27 protein-coding genes are annotated in these 24222 nt (G+C 67.5%); 9 read left to right on the top strand and 18 right to left on the bottom strand.

Annotated elements, in window-relative coordinates:
- Positions 1-97: 97 nt before the first annotated feature.
- The 15 genes from OG300_RS04305 to OG300_RS04235 form a co-directional block, all read right to left on the bottom strand.
- Positions 98-1768, bottom strand: a complete 1671-nt coding sequence (locus OG300_RS04305) for an alpha/beta hydrolase (protein WP_405492356.1) — start codon at positions 1766-1768, stop codon at positions 98-100.
- Positions 1769-1816: 48 nt separating this feature from the next.
- Positions 1817-2125 (bottom strand): hypothetical protein, encoded by a 309-nt coding sequence (locus OG300_RS04300; protein ID WP_405492354.1) that lies wholly within the window; start codon positions 2123-2125, stop codon positions 1817-1819.
- A 153-nt stretch (positions 2126-2278) separates the two neighbouring features.
- Positions 2279-3226: an acyl-ACP desaturase gene (locus tag OG300_RS04295; protein ID WP_405498465.1), complete on the bottom strand. Its 948-nt coding sequence runs from the start codon at positions 3224-3226 to the stop codon at positions 2279-2281.
- A gap of 162 nt (positions 3227-3388) precedes the next feature.
- Positions 3389-4057: a hypothetical protein gene (locus OG300_RS04290; RefSeq protein ID WP_405492352.1), complete on the bottom strand. Its 669-nt coding sequence runs from the start codon at positions 4055-4057 to the stop codon at positions 3389-3391.
- 312 nt (positions 4058-4369) lie between these two features.
- On the bottom strand, positions 4370-5176 hold the full coding sequence (locus OG300_RS04285) for a hypothetical protein (protein ID WP_405492350.1): 807 nt from the start codon (positions 5174-5176) through the stop codon (positions 4370-4372).
- A gap of 9 nt (positions 5177-5185) precedes the next feature.
- Complete coding sequence (locus OG300_RS04280) at positions 5186-5818, bottom strand: hypothetical protein (RefSeq protein WP_405492348.1); 633 nt, start codon at positions 5816-5818, stop codon at positions 5186-5188.
- Between the two features lie 45 nt (positions 5819-5863).
- Entirely contained in the window at positions 5864-6817 is a 954-nt protein-coding gene (locus OG300_RS04275; protein ID WP_405492346.1) for an MlaD family protein, read from the bottom strand.
- Positions 6814-7929 (bottom strand): MlaD family protein, encoded by a 1116-nt coding sequence (locus OG300_RS04270; protein ID WP_405492344.1) that lies wholly within the window; start codon positions 7927-7929, stop codon positions 6814-6816. Before OG300_RS04270 ends, OG300_RS04275 begins: the two co-directional genes overlap by 4 nt.
- Positions 7930-7973: 44 nt before the next feature.
- Positions 7974-9143, bottom strand: a complete 1170-nt coding sequence (locus OG300_RS04265) for an MlaD family protein (protein WP_405492342.1) — start codon at positions 9141-9143, stop codon at positions 7974-7976.
- A gap of 2 nt (positions 9144-9145) precedes the next feature.
- Positions 9146-10165 (bottom strand): MCE family protein, encoded by a 1020-nt coding sequence (locus OG300_RS04260; RefSeq protein ID WP_405492341.1) that lies wholly within the window; start codon positions 10163-10165, stop codon positions 9146-9148.
- The gene (locus OG300_RS04255) at positions 10162-11166 is read right to left on the bottom strand and encodes an MlaD family protein (RefSeq protein WP_405492339.1); all 1005 of its coding nucleotides are present in this window, start codon (positions 11164-11166) and stop codon (positions 10162-10164) included. Before OG300_RS04255 ends, OG300_RS04260 begins: the two co-directional genes overlap by 4 nt.
- Positions 11163-12293, bottom strand: a complete 1131-nt coding sequence (locus OG300_RS04250; protein WP_405492337.1) for an MlaD family protein — start codon at positions 12291-12293, stop codon at positions 11163-11165. Before OG300_RS04250 ends, OG300_RS04255 begins: the two co-directional genes overlap by 4 nt.
- 3 nt (positions 12294-12296) lie before the next feature.
- Positions 12297-13157 carry an ABC transporter permease gene (locus OG300_RS04245; protein WP_405492335.1) on the bottom strand — a complete coding sequence of 287 codons (861 nt, stop codon included), beginning with the start codon at positions 13155-13157 and terminating at the stop codon, positions 12297-12299.
- A complete protein-coding gene (locus OG300_RS04240) occupies positions 13158-14075 on the bottom strand; it encodes an MlaE family ABC transporter permease (protein WP_405492333.1) in 918 nt (305 codons plus the stop codon).
- A gap of 139 nt (positions 14076-14214) precedes the next feature.
- On the bottom strand, positions 14215-14817 hold the full coding sequence (locus tag OG300_RS04235) for a hypothetical protein (protein WP_405492331.1): 603 nt from the start codon (positions 14815-14817) through the stop codon (positions 14215-14217).
- Positions 14818-14961: 144 nt separating this feature from the next.
- Between OG300_RS04235 and OG300_RS04230 the strand changes: the two genes are divergently transcribed.
- The 4 genes from OG300_RS04230 (at position 14962) to OG300_RS04215 (ending at position 19405) form a co-directional block, all read left to right on the top strand.
- Positions 14962-15447, top strand: coding sequence for a hypothetical protein (locus tag OG300_RS04230; RefSeq protein ID WP_405492329.1), 486 nt, complete (start codon positions 14962-14964; stop codon positions 15445-15447).
- A gap of 28 nt (positions 15448-15475) precedes the next feature.
- Positions 15476-17665 carry an MMPL family transporter gene (locus tag OG300_RS04225; RefSeq protein ID WP_405492327.1) on the top strand — a complete coding sequence of 730 codons (2190 nt, stop codon included), beginning with the start codon at positions 15476-15478 and terminating at the stop codon, positions 17663-17665.
- A gap of 20 nt (positions 17666-17685) precedes the next feature.
- Positions 17686-18072, top strand: a complete 387-nt coding sequence (locus OG300_RS04220; RefSeq protein WP_405492325.1) for a hypothetical protein — start codon at positions 17686-17688, stop codon at positions 18070-18072.
- A gap of 133 nt (positions 18073-18205) precedes the next feature.
- On the top strand, positions 18206-19405 hold the full coding sequence (locus OG300_RS04215; protein ID WP_405492323.1) for a YbhN family protein: 1200 nt from the start codon (positions 18206-18208) through the stop codon (positions 19403-19405).
- Here OG300_RS04215 and OG300_RS04210 read toward each other — a convergent pair.
- Complete coding sequence (locus tag OG300_RS04210; RefSeq protein ID WP_405492321.1) at positions 19296-19646, bottom strand: hypothetical protein; 351 nt, start codon at positions 19644-19646, stop codon at positions 19296-19298. The two genes, OG300_RS04215 and OG300_RS04210, sit on opposite strands and share 110 nt — an antisense overlap.
- Before the next feature lie 78 nt (positions 19647-19724).
- On the opposite strand from OG300_RS04210, the gene OG300_RS04205 reads away from it, so the two are divergent.
- Genes OG300_RS04205 through OG300_RS04195 form a run of 3 tightly spaced genes read left to right on the top strand, consistent with a single transcriptional unit; the run spans position 19725 to position 21002 of the window.
- The gene (locus tag OG300_RS04205; protein ID WP_405492319.1) at positions 19725-20000 is read left to right on the top strand and encodes a YggT family protein; all 276 of its coding nucleotides are present in this window, start codon (positions 19725-19727) and stop codon (positions 19998-20000) included.
- Between the two features lie 50 nt (positions 20001-20050).
- The gene (locus tag OG300_RS04200; protein ID WP_405492317.1) at positions 20051-20563 is read left to right on the top strand and encodes a DUF664 domain-containing protein; all 513 of its coding nucleotides are present in this window, start codon (positions 20051-20053) and stop codon (positions 20561-20563) included.
- Between the two features lie 31 nt (positions 20564-20594).
- On the top strand, positions 20595-21002 hold the full coding sequence (locus tag OG300_RS04195; RefSeq protein WP_405492315.1) for a VOC family protein: 408 nt from the start codon (positions 20595-20597) through the stop codon (positions 21000-21002).
- On the opposite strand, the gene OG300_RS04190 is transcribed toward OG300_RS04195, so the two are convergent.
- Positions 21003-22004, bottom strand: a complete 1002-nt coding sequence (locus tag OG300_RS04190) for an oxidoreductase (protein WP_405492313.1) — start codon at positions 22002-22004, stop codon at positions 21003-21005.
- Positions 22005-22117: 113 nt separating this feature from the next.
- On the opposite strand from OG300_RS04190, the gene OG300_RS04185 reads away from it, so the two are divergent.
- Both OG300_RS04185 and OG300_RS04180 read left to right on the top strand, forming a co-directional pair.
- Entirely contained in the window at positions 22118-22555 is a 438-nt protein-coding gene (locus OG300_RS04185; protein WP_405492311.1) for a phage holin family protein, read from the top strand.
- A 77-nt stretch (positions 22556-22632) separates the two neighbouring features.
- Positions 22633-23226 (top strand): SRPBCC family protein, encoded by a 594-nt coding sequence (locus OG300_RS04180; protein WP_405492309.1) that lies wholly within the window; start codon positions 22633-22635, stop codon positions 23224-23226.
- Positions 23227-23245: 19 nt separating this feature from the next.
- Here OG300_RS04180 and OG300_RS04175 read toward each other — a convergent pair whose 3' ends face one another.
- Positions 23246-24154, bottom strand: coding sequence for an SDR family NAD(P)-dependent oxidoreductase (locus OG300_RS04175; RefSeq protein ID WP_405492307.1), 909 nt, complete (start codon positions 24152-24154; stop codon positions 23246-23248).
- Positions 24155-24222 lie beyond the last annotated feature (68 nt).

The raw sequence follows: 24222 nt of genomic DNA, 5'->3' as shown, positions 1-24222 counted from the left end.
TCAAACTAGATTGGTCGGCCGCACAGACTACTGGTACGAACACGTCCGCAACAACTCGGCAACCTGCGGTTACCGGTAGCTCCGGACCGTCCCGAGCTCACCGGGGATAGTCACCGGTGATGATCTGTCCTTGCACCTGAAGGCCCGGATTGCCCGGCTCCCAATACTTTCCGTGCGCGGACACGGCAAACGGCATCCGGCAGACCACCGGCAGGCACACCGCACCCCCGGAAGAAGTGAAAACCGTTGCGAGGAATTCGCGATCCACGGGATTCGTGCCGTGCAGGTATCGACCGAGGACCGGCACCGGGTCCGCGAGGTCGGCGGTGGAGAATATATGAAAGGTATTGCGGTCCGGAGTGATCCCCACCAGTCGCAATTCGGACACATCGGATGCGTCTACGCCGGGAGTGCCGACGAAGATCACGGCATCCGCGGCCAGACCCGGTTCCCGGGCGGCGAAGCCGATGAGCGTGCCGCCGTAGCTGTGCCCGATCACGGTGGCACGCGCGGGCGGGCCCGGGTGGGTGGCGCGCAGACCGGACTCGAAGGCGTCGAGCAGAACCGCACCCTGACGCGCACGACGATCGCCAAGAGCATCGGACAGGGTCGGGGGCGCGTCGTAGCCGTACCAGGCGATGACCGCGGTGCGAGCCGAGGCATCGGCCCGATTCGCGGCACCGAGCAGGTTCCGCACCCGGTTCATCCCCTGGTCGATCTCATCGAGAGCGGAACCGGTGCCCGGGACGAAGGTCGCGACATTGCTCGCGGCATCCGGATTGCCCAGCGCGATGGCGGCATGCCCGTTCCCGTCGAGATCCAGCAGCAGCCGATTCGGTTCGGCCGGGCCGACTTCCGCGGCCACCGTTGCATAGCCGGTCAGCAAGTCGCGGGCCCGCTGGCGTTCGGCTTCCCAGTCGTGCAGCCGAATCCAATCGTGCGGGGTCGTCGGCAACTGCTGCCCGCGCGACCAGTCCGGGTGCTCGTCGGTCAGCCACCGCTGCCGGTCCCGGGCCGCTGCGGTCAGACGTGCCAGCGACAACCGGTTGTAGTGGTCACGCGCCAGTGCGGGTAGACCGTCCCGCGCGCCCAGCAGCGGATCGAACGCGAACAGCGCGTCCTGATCAGCGGGGGTCAACGACCGCCACAGCGCGCACAACTCCGACGGCTCATCAGGCAGCAGGGCGGTACCGCCGAGCACCGCCGCGACCCGCGAATCCAACTGTCCGACAGCGGGTTCCACCTCGAGTGCGGCCAACGCCACACCGGCGGCGGTCAACCTCGCCCCGGCATCCGCGTCGGTCGCACCCGCACAGTCCAGCAGCGCGATCAGCCGCGCCTGCATCCGCTTCGCCTCGGCATCCAGCCCCGCCTGAAAGATCAGATCCAACGCCAGATCCCCGGTTCCGCTCCGCGCCGCGGTCACTACGCCGTCATCCCCCACCCGGCACCCGTGCGCCCGAGCCTCACCTTCGAGCGCCTCCACCTCCCCACACACCCGCTCGAGCGTCCCCGCCGCAGCGAACGCATCAGCTATATCCACCAGCGCGGCACCAATGTGGTTCGCACACAGTTGCTGCTCAACCGCCCGAACCTCGGCCGCAGTGCCCGCAGCTCCCTGCCATTCGCCGAGTAGCGAATTCACCAGCTGGGCAACCTGGCCCATCACAGCGGTGAACTCCGAATCCGCCGCTGCGACAGCTTCACCGGCGGTAGCCGCCGCTGCCGCATGCCAGGCGCTCACCTGCGACATCGTCGCTCGCGTCACGCCGACTCCTCACTGCGGTCGGGGTCGAGTCTTGCGACTCCGCCGCGCTCAGGAGGCCGAGGGCAGGTACCTGTTCAGCTGGGCGGTCAGGGCGGAGGTGGTGTCCTCGTAGGTGGTTGCGCCGTGGTCGGCGGCGTCGGCGAAGGCGTTCAGTCCGCCTGCCATCCGGCGTAGGGCGGCCAGCAGTGGTGCGCCGAGTCCGGCGCAGGCCGTACCCGTGGCCGAATCGGGCATGGCCAGCCCGGCCTTCGCGATGAGATCCACCGGGTCGATGCCCGAGATGGCTTCCCCCTGGGCGCGGACCCCCGCCGCCATGATCCGGAGCGCCGTGAGATCGGCGCGCAGCATGTCCGTCATGCTTCCCCCTTCATCCGTTCCACACACTAACGGCGGGGGCTCGGGTGCGGAGGGGGGAGAAACCGGAATGTGGATAACACACGGGCTGTTCACATTCCGGCTGCTCAGTGCTCATTCACCTCGCGGTCCGAGGACATGCCGGGTGAGGCCGGGTCAGCCCTGGGCGCGTTCGCGGCGGGCGGCGTCGCGGGCCAGGGAGCGGTCGCGCTGTTCTTCGAAGCGGATGACGTCCTTGGCCAGCTGGTCGAGGTAGGTGGCGAGGCTGTCGCGGGTTTGTTCGCCGTGGGCGTCGAAATCGGTGCGCTCGAAGATGTTCCATTTGCGCAGGACCGGCCAGATCACCTCGTCGAGGTGCTGACGCAGGTCGTAGATGCCGTGTTTGGCGAGCAGGACGCTGTTGCGGCGGAAGTCCGGCATGCCCGCGCCGGGCATGCGGAAGTCGCGGATCACCGCGGCGATGGCGTCGAGCGCGTCGTCGGGGACCAGGTCCAGGGCAGCGCCGCAGATATTGCGGTAGAAGACCATGTGCAGGTTCTCGTCGGCGGCGATGCGGGCGAGCATGCGGTCGGCGACCGGGTCCTCGCAGGCGCGGCCGGTATTGCGGTGCGAGACGCGGGTGGCCAGTTCCTGGAAGGTCACGTAGGCGACGCCCGGTAGGACGGAGTGGTCGCCGGTGCCGGTGGGGTCGTCGACGCCCTGCCCGACGCAGATCATCCGGGCCTGCTCGAGGGCGACGGGGTCGACGCCGCGGGTGACGACCAGGTAGTCGCGCAGCACGATGCCGTGCCGGTTCTCCTCGGCGGTCCAGCGGTCGACCCAGGTGCCCCACACGCCGTCGCGGGAGAATGAGTCGGAGATGAGGCGGTGGTAGGAGGGCAGGTTGTCCTCGGTGAGCAAGTTGGTGATCATCGCGGCGCGCGCGACCTCACCGAGCCTGGATTGCCCCGGCTCCCAGTCGATTCCGCCCATCGCCGCGAAACTGCGGCCCTCGTCCCAGGGGACGTAGTCGTGTGGATGCCAGTCCTTGGCCAGCGACAGGTGGCGGTTCAGATTCGCCTCCGCCACCGGCTCCAGTTCGGCCAGCAGTGCCACCGGATTCATGGATTTCGCCACGGTCGTGTCCTCTGTTCCACGTCGTCTGCCGAGTCCCGATCCCACTGTGAGCCTACCCGCCCCCGCGACGAATAATCTTGCCGCCGAATGAAGAAGACCGGTCTACACCTGCGGAAACAGGTCGCCACGACCCCACCTGCCCGATGCCTGCTATTTGCCACCGGGCTGACCCGAGGTGAGCCCCGGCAGCCCCGCGTCGGGTTGCCCCGCACCGGCCTTGGACCCGATGTCCTTGTACCCGAACACCTTCCACCGCCCGTCGACCTTCATCAGATCCACGTACTCGGTCACCGACCCGGTGGTCGGCTCGGCCTGCCCCTTCGCCTTGCCCGTCAGCTTCACCACCGCCAGCACCCGGATCAGATTGTCGTTCTGGCTGATCACCGCCGAATCCGACACCGTCCCCGACATGTTGGCATCCGATTCGGACAGCAAACTCAGCAGCGCCTTGGTCTGCCGCACCTGCTCCTTCAACGTATCCGTCGTGGCCGCCGTCATGGCGTCGTTCCACTTCCCCATCCCCTTGTCCCCCACCGCGTCCACGGTGTACGCCGCCGCCAGAAAACCATCCCCTGCCCGCAGTGCCCCCTCCCGGTCCGCGGCTTGCGCGTCGAAACGCACCGCCGTCCGCCGCAGCGAGTCCCCCTCGGACGCGAAATGCCATGCGCCGAAACCCAATCCACCCACCAGCATCACGATGGCCAGCACCCCCGCGATCAGCACGGGGAACCGCACCGTGCCCGCACGGCCACGCCGCGAAGCACCGGGGCGCCGCATCTTCGCCGACCCGACCACCCGATCGGCAGCTGCGGATCTCACCCGCGTTGCCGGACTCACCGATGCGGCAGACACCCCGGGTCCCGCTCCGGCGTCCGCCACCGCGAGCACCGAATTCCGCTGTGGCGCAGGGTATTGCTCACCCCCAGTGCTACCTGTCGGCCCGGCGACCTGCGCCCGTCCATCGGCATTCACGAGCGCAGGAGTCTCCGCCGGGTCGTGCTGTTCCGTATCGGCAGGCGCGACAGCCTCCGTGGACGTGACGAGTTCTTCGGAAACGACAGCTTCAGCGGGCGCGGTCGCCGGGTGCGGGGCTTCATTGTCGAGGGCGGTCATTCGATCTCGGTCTTTCATTCAGCGCGGACTTTGGTCGGGCGCGGGGCTGGGCGTTCCAGTCGCGGGGACGGCGGGGGGCGCGGGGGTGGCGGCCGGCGGCGTGCCTCCGGCGGGGCCATAGCTCTGAACCTTCCAGTGGCCGTCGATCTTTCGCAGGTCGATCAGGGCGGCACTGGAACTGGTACCGGGCTGGGGATTGCCGGGGTCGGTGCGACCGGTGGATTCGATGACGGCCAGCACGGTGACGGCGTCGGGCGCTTGGGAGACCACCCCGCTGTCGGTGATGGTGCTGCTCATTTCGAGGTGAGCGGCTACCAGCTTCTGCAGGACCGTTTTCCACTGGGCGAGCTGGTCGTGCATGGAGTCGGTGGTGGCGGCGAGGACCGACTGTTCCCAGCGGTCGAGGCTGCCGTCGTTGACGGTGAACATGGTGGTGAGGAAGTCGGTTCCGGCCTTGGTGGCGGCGTCGCGGTCGGTGACGCGAGATTGGGAAGCGCGAACTTCGGTGACGGCGTGGTGGCGGGTGTAGGCGAAATACCCGCAGGCCGAACCGGTTCCGGCGAGCAGCACCGCGGCGGCCGCCGCCGCGGCGAGCAGCTTCGGGCGGGTGACCGCGAGCTCCCTGGTGTACCAGCCCCGCAAACCACCCCGGCGGGTCTCGGACCTGCGGGCGGGCCGTGGTCGCGCGGGCCGGGCAGCGACTCCCGAGGCATCGGTGTCGGATGCCGACCCGGTCGCGCGCGCGGGGGATTCGTCATCGACTGCGCTGGGGGCGATTTCGTCGATTTCCGACGGGGTGGCCGGAGTGTCTTCGGTGGTGGTCATGCGCGGTTCCTAGCGGGGTGTTTCGGGTGCGGCGGATGGGGTGGGCCCCGAGGCTGGGGCGGCGGTGAGGTCTGCGGTCAAGGCCTGGTCGCCGCGTCCGGAGTCGATGGCCTTCCAGCCGGAGTCCTGTCGCCCGAGTTCCACCCAGACCGCGGAGGTGGTCTTGACGGGTGCGGTGGTCTGGAAGTTCTCGGTGGTCTCGGTGAGCTGCGCGATGACCCGAATGCCCTTGTCGGTCTGGGCCGCGCAGGCCGCGTCGGCCACGGTCGCTGATTTGCGGAGCTTCCCGGCCTTGATCAGCTCGCTGTTGTCCTGCGCCACCTTCGGCGTGGCGAAGTAATCGTGGATGGGTCCGGCGGACAGGGCGGCCATGCGCGGGGTCCAGTCGTCGGGTTTGCGGTAGTCGAAGTTGTTGGCGGCCACCAGGAAATCGGTGCCTGCCGTGATGGCCGCGGTGCAGTCGGCTTCCTTGCGGCGGTAGTCGGCGAGGCTGCCCATGAGGTCGTGGTTGCGGTCGGACAGGTCCCAGTTGCGGTAGCCCAGAACGGTCAGCACGGCGGCCACTGCCAGCAGTGCGGCCGTGAGCCCCAGTATCGGGATGCGGAGTCCGCCGTCCTCCCATCCGATCCAGCGCGACCTCACAGGTCCCCCTTCCGAAGTCTTCACCAATGTCCTTGTCCCCCAACCTCAGTGCGGAATATCTACGAGCAACCGGAAACCCTTGCCGTCCGGGAAGGCGGCTTGCAGGCCGTCCATGGTCTTGCCCAGATCGACGTAGGAGTTCTCGAGCGGGTCGAGTAGATATGGGCGGATCACCTCCAGCGCGGGCCCGCCCTTCTGCACCAGCACCTGCAGGTAGTTCATGAGCTTGCGCAGCAGCGGGATCAACGGGACCAGCTGGGTGCCGCCGCTCTGCACGGTGATGTCGATGAATTGGTCCAGCAGCGCGGGCAGTTCGGGCGCGAGCGTGGTGGCCAACCGGTCGGCGGAGGAGCGCAGCAGGGTGAGCTTCTCCCCCGTGGATTCGGAGGCGGCCCCGGCCGCGAAACCCAGGAGCCGCTGGATGAGTTCGCGGTTCTGCCGCATGGTGGTAGCGAACATGCTGCCGGATTCGACCAGCTTCTGGATGCTCGGTCCGACGCCGTCGATGGCGGTGTCGGCTCCGCTGAGAATGGTGTTGATGCTGTCCGGGTCGAGCTGCGTCATCACCCCCTGCAGCCCGCCGAGCGCCCGCGCGATGGTCAGCGGCGCCACCACCTGCCCGCCCGGCACCACCGCGCCGTCCGGAAAGTACGGCCCGCCGGTCGATTTCGGCGCGAAGTTGATGTACTGCTCGCCGACCGCGGACAGGTTGGCGACCGTCACCTCGGCGTCGGCGGGTATCCGGTACTTCGCCTCGACCCGCAGCGCCGCCCGCACGCCGCCCTCGGCCTTGGCCAGCGACTGCACCCGCCCGACCTGCAATCCGTTCAGCGTGACCGGCGAAGTCTGCATCAGCCCACCGGAATTGGGCAGCAGCACGCTCAGCGAATAGGTGCTCGCACCCGGCTTGAACCCGAATACTCCGTAGGTGAGGTACAGGGTGGCGCTGACCGCCATCAGCACCATCGCCAGTCCGGAGACCAGTATTTTGCGGGTCATCGCGTCAACCCCACCAGTTTCAGGATCGGATTCACCCGATCACGGAAGGCCTGCTCGTTGGCGGCCGTGATGCGGGCGTCGGTGTCCGGGTCGCCGGTGAGCGCCGAGGCCGGGGTCTGCGGCACCACGTCGGAGAGCTGGATCGCGGGAAACCCGCGCGCCGACAGGAACGGCACGATCTTGTTGGTCAGCAGTGCGTCGACCGAGGCCAGGGTGCGCGGCATCTGGTCGGGGGTGGCGATCACGGCCTGCGCCAAGGGAGTCCACACATCCAGGAAGCGGTTGATGGCATCGACCCGCGGCTTGACCTTCGGATTGTTCGGGTCGATCAGGTACTGACCCGCGAAGGAGGCGACGTCGCTGATGGAGTCGATGAAATAGAAGATGTCCGGCGCCACCTGCTGGATGACCCCCAGCAGCACCGGTGCGTCGTCGAACACGAACTTCCAGACGTCGTCGGCCTGCCGGAAGGTGTCCAGCGCGGCGGTGGCATTGTCGAGGATCGCGCTGAGCTGCCCGGTCTTCTCACCGATGCGGTCGATGCTGACCGACAGTTTGGTCATGAAGTCGCGGAAGTCGCCGGTGTCGGCGGGGAACGCCTGGTTGACGCTGCTGACGAAGCTCTGCACGAACGGCACATTGCCGCCGGTCACCCAGCTGACCACGGCGGTCATGTACTGCTCGACGCTGGTGGCCTGTTTGGTCTGGGTGATCGGGATGACCCCGCCCTGACCGAGGGTGCGGCCCGAAACATGTTCCGGGATACTGAGTTTGACGAAGGTGTCGCCGAACAGCGTCTGCTGCGCCATCTCGACCCTGGTCTCTACCGGCAGGTGCACCGCGGTGTCGATGACCAGCACCGCGGTCGGCTGATAGTAGGGCTGCTGATCGGCGGGCAGTTCCGGCACGCTGGCGTCGGGGCGCGGCCGCACGCTCACCGATTCCACCAGCCCGACCTGTGCGCCGTTGAGTTCCACCTTGGTCTTGAGCGGCAGCGACAGCACGTTCCCGAATTCGACCCGCACCTGGTAGGTCGGTTTCCCGTAGCGGGTGCCCGGTAGCGGCAGGTCCAGGGGCCGCACCGCGCAGCCGGTCACCGCCAGCACCGTCATGATCCCGAGAAGCGCTGTGCGCCAGTGTCTTCCACGCATTCCCATCATTTCCCCCCGGCCGCCGACATGACCAGCTGCACCAGCCCGAGATCCATGCTTTCGCCGGGCCCGAAGCCCCGATCACACGGCGGATACCAGGGTTTCGCCAGCGCGCACACGTCCTGCGCCAGCCCCGGGTCGATGCGGAAGCTGGGCGGCACATACTGCAATTTCCCGGCACCGAGCTGCTCGTCGAACAGGCGCATCGCGCCCTGTAGCGCGGGCGGGATGCTCTGGATGAATCCCACGTAATCCTGGGTGTGGTCGAGGATCTTGGTGATCACCGGCATCGCCCCGTCGAACCCCGCGACGATGATGCGACCCCACTTGTAGGCGAGCAGGTTGGCCAGCGGCGGCACCCACACCGCGATATCGCTGAGGATCTGGGTGAGGTCGGGCAGGATCCGATTGGCGATGTCCATGGCGTCGGTGGTCGCCGAAATCAGGAAATCGCCGTCGCTGACCCCCTGGTCCAGATTCTGGCTGATCTTGCGGAACTCCTTGAGGATCGCGCCGACCAGATAGTTCGCCCCCGCCGCCGAATCACCCAGCACCTCGGAGACATTGCGGATGGCCCCGTTCAACGGGACCGCACTGTCGTGCACCTGCCGGGCGATGCGGTCGAGCGAATCGCCGAGCACGGTGGGCGGGGCCTGCTGTAGTGGCGCGTCGTGCGGTTTGCCGGTCAGGTCCTCCGACAGATTGGCGATGGCGCGCATGGCCTCGGTGAAGCCGACCGGAGTCTTGGTGCGCTCCCGGGGAATACACGACCGGTAGTCGAAGGTCCCGCCACCGTTGTAGGCGGGGCCGAGTTCCACCCGCCGGTCGGTGACGATGGAGTTGGCGATGGTGACCGCGCCCAGATTCTGCGGCAGCCGCACCTTGCGGTCGACGGTCATCTTCACCCGCACGCCGTCGGTCTCGGGTTCGATCTCGGTCACATTGCCGACCTGGATGCCGAGCATGGTGACCTTGTTGCCCTGGTAAAGCCCTACGGCGTCACGGAATTCGGCACAGATGTTCAGTGGCGCCGCGGTGCTGTCGTAGTACTGCTTGCCGGTGACCGCCACGACACCGCCCATGACGACGGCCACAACCCCCACCGCCGCGGCGATTTTGGCCCGGACGGAGCGGGGAACGAAACGACCACGGAACGCGCCCAATGGATTTCGCATACTCAGCACCCCGGCCTTCCCTGCGGGCACAGCGGCGTATCGGTGACGACCGCCCCCGACTGATCGACCTTCACGTAGGGGTTGTCGGAGTTGCGCGCGAACCACTCCAGCAGTTGCGCGAGATTGGTGTTCAGGCTGGCCATGGCGTCCTTGTTGCGCAGTAGTTCGGCCACGGATTTGTCGAGGGTGTCGTAGAGCGGTTCCAGCACCGGTCCGAGCTGCTTGTCGGCGAAGGAGAAGATCGGCGTGAGGTAGTCGAAGGCGCGGCGCAGCTGCCCGACCAGGTTGACCAGACCCTCACGGTTGCCGGCGATCACCCGGTACAGGTCCAGGACGTGCTGTCCGGCCAGTTGTAGCCGGTCGAGCTTGTTCATCAGCGTCTCGAGGTATTCCTTGGCCACGTCGAGGGCGCGGGCGAACTCGTCGTGGCGTTGAATCACGATGGCGGACAACCGATTGACGCTGTCGAGGATGCCGTTGAGCGCCTGCGGCTGCTGATCGAACGCGCCCGCGAGCTTGGCGATGGTGTCGCGGAGCTTGCCGACGTCGAGGGCGGCCAGGGCGGGGGTGGCGTTCTCGAGGGCGGCCGTCAGGTCGTAGGGGGTGCGGGTGTGTTCGCGCGGAATGATCCGGCCCGCCGCACTGTCCTTGCCCGCCGGTTCGATCGAGAGGTACCGCCCGCCGATCGGGGTGAGCAGCCGGATGGCGATGTGCGAGTCGACGCCGACCCTCACCTTGCTGTCGAGTCCGAAGGCGATCTCGGCGTGATCGCCGACCAGCGTCACCGCGCGCACCTTGCCCAGCGAGATCCCCGCGACCCGCACATCGTCGCCGTTGCGCACGTCGCCGGAGTTGCTGAAGTCGGCGCGATACACGGTCTCCCCGAACGGAATGACGAACGCGCCCACCGCGGCCAGCAGGGCCGCCACAGTGACGAGGACGGCGGCGATGCCGACCCGGAATTCGAAGCTGGTCTGCGCCTGCGCATCGCGAACCACCATGCGCGGCATCCGAATTCTCATTTGCACGCCTCCATGCGCTCGGTGCCCATGACGATGGTGGTGGGGATGGGCAGCCCACTCAGGCAGCTCCACCGGTCCCCCGACTTCGGTTCCAGCGTCAGGGTGTTCAGCGTTCGCATGGCCAGCGGCGCGGCCGCGAGGGTCTCTCGGATGAAGGTCACCATGTCCGGTCCGAGCTGCTCGTTGTAGAGCCGCTCCATGCCGGGGAAGTTGTCGTAGTAGATGCCTGCCAATCGATCCAGCAGCGGCATGGCGGCGTCCAGCCCCGGAATCGCCTTCTGGATCAACCCGTTCAGCGAATCCAGTCGCCCGTACACGGTGTCCACCAGATCCAGGACCTGGGTGATCATCTGGTCGATCTTCGGTGACTGCCCTTGGAAGCGGCTGACCAGCCCCGACAGGTTGTCCGCCAGCAGCGTCACCACCGGCTCCTGATTCGAGGCCACCGCGATGATCTGCTCGAGGCTGTCCATGACCGGCCCGAGTCCGCGCCCGTCGCCGGACACCACCAGCAGCAGGTTCTCCAGGAACTTGTCGACCGAGCCCGAGGACAGGGTGTCGAAGATGGGCCGGACGGCGTCGAAGAGTTCGGAGATGTCGAAGGAGCCGTGGGTGCGCTCGATGGGAATGGCGGTGCCCGCCGGGATCTTCCGGCCCGGCGCGGCCTTCTGCTGCAAGGCCAGGTACCGGTCGCCGATGAGCGAGGAGAACAGCACCGCGACCTCGGTGTTGTCGTACACCTCCTGGCTGTCGGCGACACTGAATTCGACGTAGGCGACGGCCCCGTCGAGCTGGATGCGGGTCACCTTGCCGACCTGCACGCCCGCCATCCGCACATCCGAACCCTCCTTGAGGCCGGAGACGTCGGAGATGTGGGCGGAGTAGCCGTGCACCGGATCCCGGACCGGAGTCTGCAACGCGGTCCACACCATCGCGCCCATCAGCGCGATGACGATACTCACCAGAACCAGCCGAATCGCCGCTGTGCGAACGGATTTCATCGCTGACCTCCCTGCGTGCCGAACAGTCCGGGCGGAATCGCGAGGCCGGGAATCTGCGGCAGCCCGGGCAGGACCGGCTGCTGCGGTGAGGCCGCGACCGTCTTGGGATCGCCTGCCAGATAGGGCAATCCGGCCAGCAGCAGCTGGATGTTCAGCGCGACCGAGCCGTCCGGGCCCGCCACGAAGGATTTGTCGATGGCATCGAGCAACCGGGGAATCCTGGAGTAGAAGCTGGAGAGTCCGTCGACCGCGCCGCTGATCGGCTTCACGATGCTCACCAGCGCGTCGAGCACCGAGGCGAAACCGGTGTTGGGGAAGATCTTCAGCGCGTCACCGATGACCTGACCGACCAGGCTCACGATGGCTTCCAGATCGTCGTGATGGTCGACCAGGAAGGAGATGCGCGCGGACTGCTCGCGGAACAGGGTCAGGGCGGAGCGCGCGGTACCCGACAGGCTCGCGGTGAACTCCGCGCCCTGCTGGATGCCCGGGCGCGGATCCACGCCGACCAGCATCTGATCGCCGAGCTTCATCCGCCCGAGATCGATTGCGGTGGAGATCATCTTGCCGATCCCGTCGGCACTGCCCTCGAAATCCAGCACCTTGCCGATGCGCCCGATCGGCCCCGGATCGATCTTGCCCAGCTGCTCGCCGACCATCCGGATGATGGTGGTGACGGTGACGGTCTGACTGTCGCGCGGCAGCGTGATGGTGGCGTTGTCGGCCAGCCGATTTCCGCGCGGTCCCAGATAGAACAGCTCCAGCGCGGTCATGCCGAGGGTATTGGAGGAGACGAACCGGGCCCGCACATTGTCGGCGAGGAATTCCGCGTTCGCCGGATCCACCGCGATCCGCACGAATTGCTTGTCGGCACCGCGACTTTCGACGGCGGTGACCGCACCGATGCGCAGCCCGTCCATCTTCACGTCCGCACCGTCGACGATGCCCTCGCCGACCTGTTCGGCCTCGATGTTGACGATGAACTTCGGCGTGAAACCGCCCTTCGCGTAACTGGTGAACAGCAGCGACAGCACCAGCAGCACCGCGCCGCCCAGCACCCCCGTCACCAGCAGCTGCCACGGTTTCGGACCGCGCCCGTTGATGGCCTGATATCTGGCGATTCCCATGCGCTATCCCGTAATTCGTATATCGCTGACGAGGACTCCCCACAGCGCGGTGGTGAGCGTCAGATCCAAGATGATGATCAGCACCAGGCTGGCGCGAATGGCACGCCCCGACGCCACCCCGACGCCTTCGGGCCCGCCCGAGGCGTAGAAGCCGTAGTAGGAGTGCACCAGGATGATCACGATGACGAACACGACCGCCTTGAACAGCGACAGGAACACGTCCTTCGGGTTCAGGAAGGCCTGGAAGTAGTGGTCGTAGGTGCCGCCCGCCTGGCCGTGCACCACCTTGATGAAGAACGCGGTCGCGAAGTAGCTCGCGGACAGCGACGCCAGGTACACCGGGATCACGATCAGCACCCCGGCGATCACCCGGGTGGTCACGACGAACGGAATCGGTTCCACCGCAGTCGCTTCCAGTGCGTCGATCTCCTCGGAGATGCGCATGGAACCGATCTCGGCGGTGATGCGGCAGCCGGCCTGCGCCGCGAAGGCGATGGCCGCGATCAGCGGGGCCAGCTCCCGGGTATTGGCGAAGGAGGAGATGAACCCGGTCAGCGGGCCCATGGCCAGCATGTCCAGCAGCCGGAACGCCTCGATGCCGATCATGGCCCCGGTCATCAGGCCCATGAACACCACCACCCCGACGGTGCCGCCGCCCACGATGACGCGGCCGTTGCCCCAGCCGATATCCATGAACACCACGCCGATCTGGCGGCGGTAGCGGTGCAGCGTGCGCGGCACCGCGCGCAGCACGTGATAGGCGAAGGCGAACTGGTGTCCCAGCCCGACCAGCGGCACCAGCGTATTCGCGGCGCGCTCGAGCGAATGCGCGCCCAGGGCACGGTATTTCGATGGCAGCACCATTCAGAACCCCAAGTTGTCCGGAAACCAGATCGTCAGCAGCTGGGTGATGAGCACGTTGGCCGCGAAGGTGGTCATCACGCCGAGCACCACGGTGGCGTTCACGCAATCGGCCACCCCCTTGGGACCGCCGGACGCCTCGAACCCGCGTTGACTGGCCACCAGCACCACCAGGATTCCGAAGACCACCGTCTTGACGACGGCGATGATCAGATCCCGGGTACTGGAGAAGGCCGCGAAGGAATTGAAGAACGCGCCGGGCACCCCGCCCTGTACCAGCGTCATGGTGTAGATCGTCGACATGCCGACGAAGACCACGAGAATGCACATCAGCGGCCCGACCAGGAACATGGCGGCCAGCCGCGGTGCGACCAGGCGATGATTGGGGTTGATGCCCAGGGTGCGGATGGCGTCGATCTCCTCGCGGATCTTGCGCGCACCCAGGTCGGCGGCGACCGCGGCCCCCACCGCGCCGCCCATGAGAATGCCCGAGATCATCGGGGCCGCCTGCCGAATCACGCCGAGGCCACCGGCCGCACCGGCCTGTGAGGTGGCCCCCACCTGCGCCGCCAGCGATCCCGCCTGGATCTGGATGATCGCGCCCAGCGGCACCGAGATGAGGATGGCCGGCCAGCCGGACACGCTCATCATGAACCAGGCCTGGGTGAGGGTTTCGCGCCACGGATGTCGCAGCCGCACGATGTCGCGGACCAGACCATAGACGGAATCCACTGTCAGCAGCACGAATCGGCCGAAGGTGCCGATCGAGCCGAGCAGGGTGGTCCAGGCCCACAGCACCAGTGCGACGATGGGGCGCACGATCGGCGGTACCGCGGCGAGCAGTGGGGGCAGCGGCGTGAGCGCACCGTCGGGTAGCGAATCATCGGCCGCCGCTTCGGGTTCGGGCTGGTGAATAGCCACGGCGTTCACCTCGGCCCGGCCCGGCGTTCGGACACCTGCATCGGAAATCTCCCCACCAACTCGTCTGAGACAGATGAGCTGCTTGTCTTTACACGCCACGGACAGCGCTGTCCACGACTTCGGATGACCCGATCGATCGCTACGGGGCCCACCACGCCACGACCGGCTGCGGCTGTGGATCGACGCCGTCGCGGGCCAGGGTGAGGGTGTCGCGAGTCAGGCGCACGGCGATGCCCGCACCCGACCCTGACCAGTCGCCGCCACCCGCGAGACCGACGCGGATCGGCGTGCCGGTGGCCAATTCATAAGCCTTGAAATAGGTTCCGCACACCACGAAGAGCGTCTGCGCGGTGGATCCGACGACGCTGGCGTGATCCCACTCGTCGCAGCGTGCGGAGGTCCCGTCACCGCTGAACCAGCCGTATTGATTGGCCGACTTGTTGTCGAAGCCGGGAATCGCGGGCGTGGCGGCACCGGTGTACGCGGCCGCACCGGGCACCTGCGCCGGAGTGGTCTCCGGTGCGGTCAGCGGCCGCGCGGTGGTCGTCGTCGGCTTCGGCGGAGCGGAGGCCGTCATGGTGACGGCGGGCGACTGGGCGACCACGACGATCGGCGGCGGCGAGCCCAGATGGGCCCGGAACCACAGGGCCGCACCGGTTCCCGCACCCAGGAGCACGAATGCCACGACCAGTCCGGCGGCGGTGGCGAAGCCCGAACCCGGTGGATTGCGCATTCCCGCCACCGGGCCCTCCTTCAGAAACTGGTCAAACCGACTGAGACAGTTGCTAGCATACTGTGATTCACGACGCACGCAAGGACCATTTGCGATCATGCTCACATTGGAGTGAACACGAATATGATTCTGCCCAAAGCACTCTCGTTCGCATTGACAGCCGTTGCTCTGTCCCTGACACTTTCCGCCTGCGGCTCCGGGAACGTCCGCAGCAGCGATATCACCATCACCGTCGCGCCGACCAGCAGCACCGCCGCGACCGGCGCACTACCCGCCGCGATGACCGCCGACCAGTTGCAGACCAGGCTCCAGGACCTCTTCGGCAAGGGTCGCCAGGTCAGCGACGATCAGCGCCTGGCCATCGTGGCGGGCGGCGAGAAGTTCCGCGCCGATCTGCCCAACCTGCAGAAGGCCATCTCCGAGAACCCCAACGCCGCCTTCGGCGTGGTCCAGGATTCGGTGGCGCTCAACGGCGACACCCTCGAGGCCGAATTCTGGCTGGACAAGGACGGCAACGGCAATCGCCGGTCCGCGCCCATCGACCTGACCGCGGTGAACGGCGAATGGAAGATCCCGGTCTCCGAGATCTGCGGCATCCTCGCCCAGACCGACTACAAAGCACCGGCCTGTCAGTCGTAGCCGGACACTCGCCAGGGGAGTTGCGATCGTGTTCCATCGGATGGGGCGCTGGACCTACCGCGCCCGCTACAGCGTCATCGCCGGATTCATCGCCCTGATGGCGATCTCCGGGATCTATGGCTTCGGCTACCAGGACAAGCTCACCGCACAGGGATTCTTCGACGACACCAGCCAGTCGGTGCGCGGAACCCAGCTGGCCGACAAGACCTTCGGCCGCGACTTCGACGGCGATGTCATCGCCCTCTACTCCGCGCCGCCCGGCCGGCACATCACCGATCCGGATATCGAGGCCGCGGGCAAGGCGCTCACGGCGCGGCTGCTCACCGACCACCACGATCAGATCAAGGACGTCAGCGGGTACTGGAACGGCAGCCTCGGCAAGACCCGCTTCATCGACGAGTCCCGGACCCGCGCGTTCATCAGCATCGGCCTACAGGGCACCGGTGATCAGGACAGCGTCGACTGCTACCACCGAATCAAGGACGCGCTCGCCGTCCCGGGCCTGAATCTGCAAGTGGCGGGCCGGGTTCCGGTGGCCGATGCGGTCGGGCTGACCATGCAGGCCGATATCGCGCGCATGCATCTGATCGCGCTGCCGCTGGTGGCGGTGGTGCTGTTCTTCGTATTCGGTGGTGCGGTCGCCGCCGCGCTGCCGCTGATCATCGGCGGGCTCACGGTGCTCGGCTCGTGGGGTGTGATGCGACTGCTCACCCACGTGATGGCCGTACACCAGTTCGCCGACGCCGTCATCTCGCTGATCGGACTCGGGCTCGCCATCGACTACGGACTGTTCATGGTGAGCCGCTTCCGCGAGGAGATCGCCGAGGGCAGATCCACCGAAGCGGCGGTGCGGGTGGCGGTTTCGACCGCCGGGCGCACCATCGTGTTCTCGGCGACCATCATCGTGGTGTGCGTGGCCGGGGTGCTCATCTTCCCGATGACGTTCCTGCGATCGGTGGCGCTGGGCGCGCTGACGGCGGTCGCGCTGGCGGCGCTGCTGTCCATCACCGTGCTGCCCGCACTGCTCGCGGTGCTGGGAAAACGGGTGGACGCCTTGGGATTGCGGCGCATCGCCCGCACCCGCACCACCGCGCAGATCGACGCCTCGTTCTGGTCGCGGCTGGCCACCTGGTCGATGCGGCGGCCCCGGCTGCTCGCCTACCCGATCATGCTGGTGCTGCTCGCGCTGATCCTGCCGTTCCTGCACGTGCAGTACGCGGGGCTGACCGAGAAGTACCTGCAACCGGGCAATGAAACCCGTTCGGCCCAGCAGGATTTCGACGCCGTGTTTCCGACCGAACGAACCTCGCCGATCAAACTGGTCATCGACGGCGCGGACCGACCGACCCTGTCGGCCATCCTCGGCGCGGCGAACAAGACGCCCGGACTCACCGGCGAATTCCAGAAGCCGTTCTCCAGCGGGGTGGCTCCGGAGGGCGTGAACCTCAAGGTGTTTCAGGCCGGACTGGCCGATCCGGGCAGTGCCGACACGGTCATCGACCGGCTGCGCACTCTGTCGCCGCCCACCGGAGTGACCATGTACGTCACGGGACTGCCCGCGCTGGAACGCGATTCGATCCACGGGGTGATCCGTCGCCTGCCCTGGCTGCTGGTCATCCTGGTGGTCGCGTCGTTCCTGATGATGTTCCTGGCCTTCGGCTCGTTCGTGCTGCCGCTCAAGGCGGTCGCGGTCAGCGCGCTGAGCCTCACGGCCACCCTGGGATTCCTGTCGTTCGTGTTCTACGACGGGCACGGGGCCGGACTGCTCGACTTCACCCCGCAGCCGCTGAGCTTCCCGGTGCTGGTGATCATCATCGCCATCATCTTCGGGCTGTCCACCGACTACGAGATCTTCCTGCTGTCACGAATGTCCGAGGCTCGTGAAAGAGGCGCGGACACAGCGGAATCCATTCGCCACGGCACCGCGCACACCGGCGGGATCATCACCGCGGCGGCACTGGTGCTGATCGTGGTGACCGGCGCGTTCGGCCTCTCGAATCTGGTGCTGATGAAGTACATCGCCTACGGCATGATCGTGGCGCTGCTGCTGGACGCCACCGTGATCCGCATGCTGCTGGTGCCCTCGATCATGCGGCTGCTCGGTGACCGCTGCTGGTGGGCCCCGGGCTGGGCGAAGCGCCTGCACGCTCGAATCGGGTTGACCGAATACGAGATCCGCGCCGACGCGGACCCTGCTCCGGAGGAGGTCGCGGTATGAGCGGCCTTCGACACCCGGCGATGCTGCTCGCGGGCGGGCTCATCGGACTGACGCTGCTGAGCCCGCGGGCGGAAGCCGAGCCCTCGATGGAAGCGATCGATTGTTCGGCCACCCGCTCCGAAGGCGCGCTGCTGATCGTCGACTGCGTCAATCCGGATTCCATGCCGGGCGTGGTCGATATTCTCTACGCCTGTAGTACACCGTTGGATTTCGATCATCGAATGCTCTTCGACGAACCGGGAAATCCGATCGGGGCCGGAGCGAACTTCCACGCGGTGCGCGATTGCGGTCCCGACCAGGTGGTGGTGCTGCGTCAGGTGGTGGGCTACACGCGGCGGCAACTGGACGATCAGTCGGTGCGGCAGCGGCAAATTCGGGAAGAAAGAGACCGGGAGGCCGGTAGGTGAGGCACTCCACTATTCCGACAAATACCTGCACCGAGATCGGAATGCGGGCTTTCACAGCAACTATCGGTTAATGTCGAGCAGCATAAATGCGATTCGACAGGGAACTACGTCTGCGATACCTGAGGAGGGGCAGATGTCGGTTGTTCCCGCACCTGCGCGGAAGGCTCTACCCACCATCGTTTTCACCGCACTGATCGCCGCCGCGGCGGTGTGGCAGCGCGACGCGGTGGGCAGCGGAATACACGCACTGGCGGGAGCCGATCCACGCTGGCTGGCGGTGGCGGCGGTGGCCACCCTCGCCCTGTGGCCCACCTCGGTGGTCATGCTGCGCGGCACGATTCCGGCGCAGACCTCGGCCCGGCAACTGCTCGCGCTGCAACTCGCGGTGCCCGCCATCGGCCTGGTGCCCGCGGCCTCCCTGCTGCTGCGCCTGCGCTTCCTGCGCCGCACCGGACTCAGCCACGCGGGCGCGGTCGCGTCCATGACCCTGCTGGGTTTCGCGGCGCTCATCGTGCGAGTGCCGCTGGTGGTGATCGCCGCACTGGCCGCGCCCAGCCTGATGAGCCGCACCGGAGCCCAGCCGCCCTGGCACGACCTCGGTAGCCGCGCCTCGCACTGGCTGCATCGTTCGGCACTGGACAATCCGTGGCGGACAGCGGGAATCGCGACCGTGGCGCTGGTGGTCGTGGCGCTGCTGATCGGTATCGGAGTGCTCGCACTGCGCCGCCGGGTGGCCGCGCACGGCGGGTGGCGGGAATCGGCCGGACGGCTGCGGCACTTCCGGGCCGATGCCCGGCAGGCCTGGAAATCCGTGGCCGCCATCGTGGTCCGGCCGCATCGCGCGGCCGCACTGTGGATCTGCGCACTGCTGCAACCACTGCTGATGGTGGTGGCGCTGTGGGCGGTGCTGCACGCGGTGGGTGCGAACCTCAGCCTGCCCGACACCTTCGTGGTGGAGCTGGTCTCGGTGGCGCTGGCACCGCTGCTGCCCTCCCCGAACGGCATGGCCACCAAGGAGATCACCATCGCGGCCGGACTCACCGCGGTCGCGGGTCTGACCGCGGGAGTCGCGGTGGGCGCGGCCCTCGGGTTCCGACTGCTCACCTTCTGGTGTCAGATCCCCTTGGGCCTGGCCTCATTCGCCTATCTGAATCACCGCAAGGCCATTTGGGCGGCACCGCAACGCCGTTCGAGCCCCCGGCAGGGCTCGCCGGCGGTTGCGGCTAGTTGTTGGGCTTGCAGTCGATGGTCGCGAACTTCGCGTCGCCGCCCCACTGGGTCTGGGCCAGGCCCTGCGCCTGCCGCTTCTTACCGGTGCTCGGGAACACCGTGATGGTCGGCAGCGACTCCCCCGTCCAGGTCTGCGCGGTGCAGGTGTAGTTGGTGGCCGCAGCCTGGGCGGGCGCGGGGTTCACCGAGGCCAGGATGGGCGAGAGGGCCAGTGCCGCGATGGGCAGACCGGCCAGGTACTTCATGCTCACGTCGAACTCCTCATGATCGTGATGAGCGGGGCGAAACAGCAGACCGGATTCTCGCATGCTCTCGGCGCGCCCGCCGTCGAACCTCGCGATCATGGCACACGATGAGGCGGCACTTTCCGCGCGTGCGACGCGTTGATCAGCGTAAGTGCGGTCACTACGAAGGAGTTCGCCATGTCGCTCGTCGGATCCCTGCTCGGGTTGGCCCTGACCCTGTTCATGCTGCTGCTGATCGCGCGCCTGATCATCGACTGGATCGGGGTGCTGGGCGACAGCCCGCCCTGGGTGCTGCGCGCCCGCGCCGTCATCTACCGCTGCACCGAACCGGTCATCGCCCCGGTCCGCCGGGTGCTGCACCCGGTGCGGCTGGGTGGACTGTCGATCGATCTGGCCTTCACCGCCGTGTTCATCGCCGTGCTCGTCCTGCGCGCGATCGCCTACAGCCTGTGAGCGAACCGGGCGCGGGAATAACCTCGGAGTCCGGGGCTTTGGCACCGGGCATGACCAGTACCGCACTGCTGCAGGACGCCTTCTCCCGGATTCAGCACAATGTGCGCGGCGCGGTCGAGGGCCTCAGCGACACCGATCTGGGGTTCCGGCCGGACCCGGGCGGCAATTCGATCGCCTGGCTGATCTGGCACCTGACCCGGGTGCAGGACGATCACGTCGCCGAGGTGGCGGGCGCGGAACAGGCGTGGACGAGCGCGGGCTGGGCCAAGCGCTTCGGTCTGCCCTTCGCCGAATCGGCCACCGGCTACGGCCACACCGCCGCGGAAGTCGCTGCGCTGGACGGCATTCCGGGCGAGCTGCTGCTGGGCTACTACGAGGCCGTGCACGACCGGACCCTCGCCTACGTCGCCACCCTGACCGACGCCGACCTGCCACGCGTCGTCGACACCCGCTGGGATCCACCCGTCACCCTGGGTGTGCGCCTGATCAGCGTGATCGACGACGATATCCAGCACGCCGGGCAGGCCGCCTACCTTCGGGGAATGCTGCAGCGCCGCCGTTGATCTCGTGACCGATCGGGCGCAGAATGCCGGAATGGCTTTCAGCGTGGAGCGTTTCGATCATGTCGTCATCACCTGCCACGACCCGGCGGCCACCGCCGAGTGGTACGGGCGGGTGCTGGGGATGAGCGTGGAGAAGTTCGGTCCCGCCGGGCGCACCGCGCTCACCTTCGGCAATCAGAAGATCAACCTGCGCCCGCTCGGCGCGCTGGACACCGATCCGGCGTGGACGACCGGTACCACCGAAGCCACCGGCGCGCAGGATCTCTGCTTCATCACCACGGCGACCCCGGAGCAGGTCGGCGCGCATCTGACCGCGTGCGGCGTGGCCGTCGTGCAGGGTCCGGTGGTCAAGATCGGCGCGCTCGGCGAGATGATCTCGCACTACTGCCACGACCTGGACGGCAACCTCATCGAGATCGCCGTCTACCCGGCCGTGTGATCAGACCTCGCGCGCGTTCGCTCGCGCGGGCCAGTCGTAGCTGACCCCGGTCAGATCCTCACTCAGCTCCCACAGGCGTCTGGCCTCCAATCGACTGTAGGCCAGCGGGTTTCGCAGGGTGCGGCGCGGATAGCCGAAGGTCTCGAAGGCCGGACCGCAGTAGGAGTTGCCGCGCAGGCCGGGCGTGGTGGCCGCGTACAGCTGCGGCAGCGCGCCCCGGTGATCGGACTGCGCCAGTGCGAACAGCAGCCGCTGCTGCAACGCGGCAAACGTTGCGGCCGTGCCCTTTTCGGCTCCGGCGTCGTAGAGGTTGGTGGCCGACAGGCCCGGGTGGGCGGCGACCGCAGTGAGATTGGTGCCGGTGGCCCGGGCCCGGCGGTCGAGTTCGGCGGTGAACAGCAGGTTGGCCAGCTTCGACTGGCTGTAGGCGAGCCAGCGCAGATAGACGATGCGCCAATTGGGATCCAGCCAGTTGATCATCCCGCCCCAGGCCGCGATGGACGACACGGTCACCACGCGCGGGTTGGGCGATCGCAGCAACGCGGGGAGCAAACGGCCGGTCAACGCGTAGTGCCCCAGGTGATTGGTGCCGAACTGGGCGTCGAAGCCGTCGGCGGTGCGCAGATGTCGCGGCAGCGCCATCACACCCGCGTTGTTGATCAGCAGGTCCACGGGTGCGCCGCGGACATCGAGGTGATCGGCGGCGCGGCGCACCGAGGTGAGGTCGGCCAGATCCAGCGGCAGCACCTCGGGCTTGGGACCGGTGGCCGCGGCGCTCACCTGTTCCAGCGCGGTGGCCGCCTTGAGTTCGTTGCGGCAGGCCATCACCACGTGCGCACCCTTGGCGGCGAGGGCTTCCGCGGTGCGCAGACCCAGTCCGCTGTTGGCCCCGGTGACCACGGCGGTGATGCCGGTCTGGTCGGGGATGTCGGCGACGGTCCAGCGGCGGGCCAGCAGCGGCGGGACGATCTCGCCGATCCGGTCCGGCAGTGCCTTGGTCATGAATCGCTCCCTCGCTCGAAATCCGTCTGAGACAATGTACCCGCTCATGTTAGGCTGCGACAGTTCCGGCGGCACGCGGCCGCCGACGGGGTGCACACACGAAGGAATCGGCGATGACGAGCTACCGAGTCAGCTACGGCTCAGCGGTCGATACCACACCCGGCAACGCCGACCGGCTGTCGCGAATACTGTTCAGGGAGTTCATCGCCTGGCTCGCACCGCTGCTGCGCCGAGCGGGCCGGTTCTTGTTCGCCGAGGCGCTGCGTGGCGTGATCGCCGCTGCCGCACTGGGATTCGCAGTACTCGTGGCACTGTTCGGGGCATCCTACTTCTTCGATTTCGTGGTCGAACTGCTCGATCACGCACTCCCACACTGGGCGGCGCTGCTGATCACCGCGACCGGCATGCTGATTCCAGCAGCGCTGGCGGCACTGTTCGCCCTGTGGCAGGTCTCCCGAATGCGCACGGTGCGCACCACGGCCGCCGCGACGGCACAGGCGGGCGCGTGGCTGCGCGAATTCACCCGCACGCGGTCCACCGACCGGGGCTGACGCCGTTCGGGCGACACGAATCACCCCGACGCTTATTCTGTCTGGGACACTTTAGGTTTCAGTAGAAAGCAGTCGAGATGCTCACCATCATCATCATCGTGGCCGTGCTCGTCGTCCTGGGCGCGATCGCCGCCGGGATCACCGCGTTTCTGCTACGCGGCTGGGCCAAGGGCGTGCTGGCGGGCGGCGGCTTCACAGTCGACAGGCTCGACGCCGAACAGATCGACGCGCTGCTCGGTGAGCGCCGGGCCTTCATCGTCACCGCGCGGCGCGAATTCCCGTATCCGCCACACAAGATCTTCGACGCCCTGCAACTCAACGGCACCTTCTCCTGGATCCCACTGGTCAACGGCGTCCGCTATCGCGACGACTACCGCCGCGAAGGCGCGCTGCGCACCTTCGACGGCACGCTGTTCGCCTGCGAGGAGAAGATCGTCACCATGGCGCCCAACCGGCGGCTCACCGCCACCGGCACCAACCTCTCGATCCCCTTCGCGGTCACCGCGTTCGCCGAGGACTACCAGCTCACCGAGACCGAGGGCGGCACCCTGCTGGCCTGGACCATCGCCGTGCGCCCGCGCTTCGGCGGCTTCCTGCCGCTGCGCTGGGCGGCGCCGCTCATCCGGCCCTTCCTCACCCTCGGGATCCGGGGGCTGGCGACTCGGGTGTGAGCGGCACCGACGACGGCGGCTACCGCGACTCGTAGTGCTCCAGCTTGCGCGCCAGGTAGTCGTCGATGCGGGTGAGCACGGGACGGCGGGCCATCCGGGCGCGCATTCCGGTCAGCTTGTCCGGCTTGAAGATTCGAGCCGCCAGCCGCGCGCCGCCCGGTGACACCCGGGTGGCGAGGTACAGCGCGCGGGCCTCGATCGGCGTCGGCACGACGGCCGGATTGCGTGCGGCCACCCGGACAATGGTGCGCGCGATGCTCTCCGGACTGTGCGCCACATACCGCTGCGCCAGCCCCGAGACGCTCAGCGTCCGCAGTTCCGCCGGATCGACCTCGTCGTCACCCTCGTAGATCCCGGTGTGCACCAGCGCCGGGCACACGGCCGTCACTCCGACGCCGGTCCCCGCGAACTCCAATCGCAAACCCTCGGTGAGCATTTGGGCCGCCGCCTTGGTCGCGCAGTACGGCGTGCTCAGGGGAATCGGTGTGAACGCCGCGACCGAGGTGACATTGATGATGCGGCCGCCGCGACCGGAGTCGATCATCTGCCGCCCGAAATAGGTGCTCCCGTGCACCAGCCCCCAGACGTTCACCCCCATCAGCCGATCCCAGTCCTCGAGGGTGTGTTCGAGAAACGGTCCGGCCGTGGCATATCCGGCATTGTTGACCAGTACGCGGGGGGTGCCGAATTCGGCCTGCACGTCCTCGGCGAAGCTCTCCATGGCGGCCGCGTCGGCGACGTCGACCGCGAAAGGCGTGGCGTCGCCGCCGAAATCGGTGATGCTGTCGGCGGTGCGGACCGCCTGTTCCTTCTCGGCGTCGGCCACGATGACCACGGCTTTCTTGCGGGCGAACCGCTGCGCGACCGCGCGCCCGATTCCGGTGCCCGCGCCGGTGATGACGACGACCTGCTGTTCGAAGCCTGTCATGTGTGATCCCCTGTTTCCGCGGCTGCGGCGCTTGCTGTTTCGGCCGTGTACTCCGAGTGGCGATTGCT

It is taken from the genome of Nocardia sp. NBC_00511, assembly GCF_045161165.1.
In the GTDB taxonomy this organism is placed as follows: Bacteria; Actinomycetota; Actinomycetes; order Mycobacteriales; family Mycobacteriaceae; genus Nocardia.
Note: the sequence above shows the minus strand (reverse complement) of the source record. Positions and strands in the feature narration are given on the sequence as shown.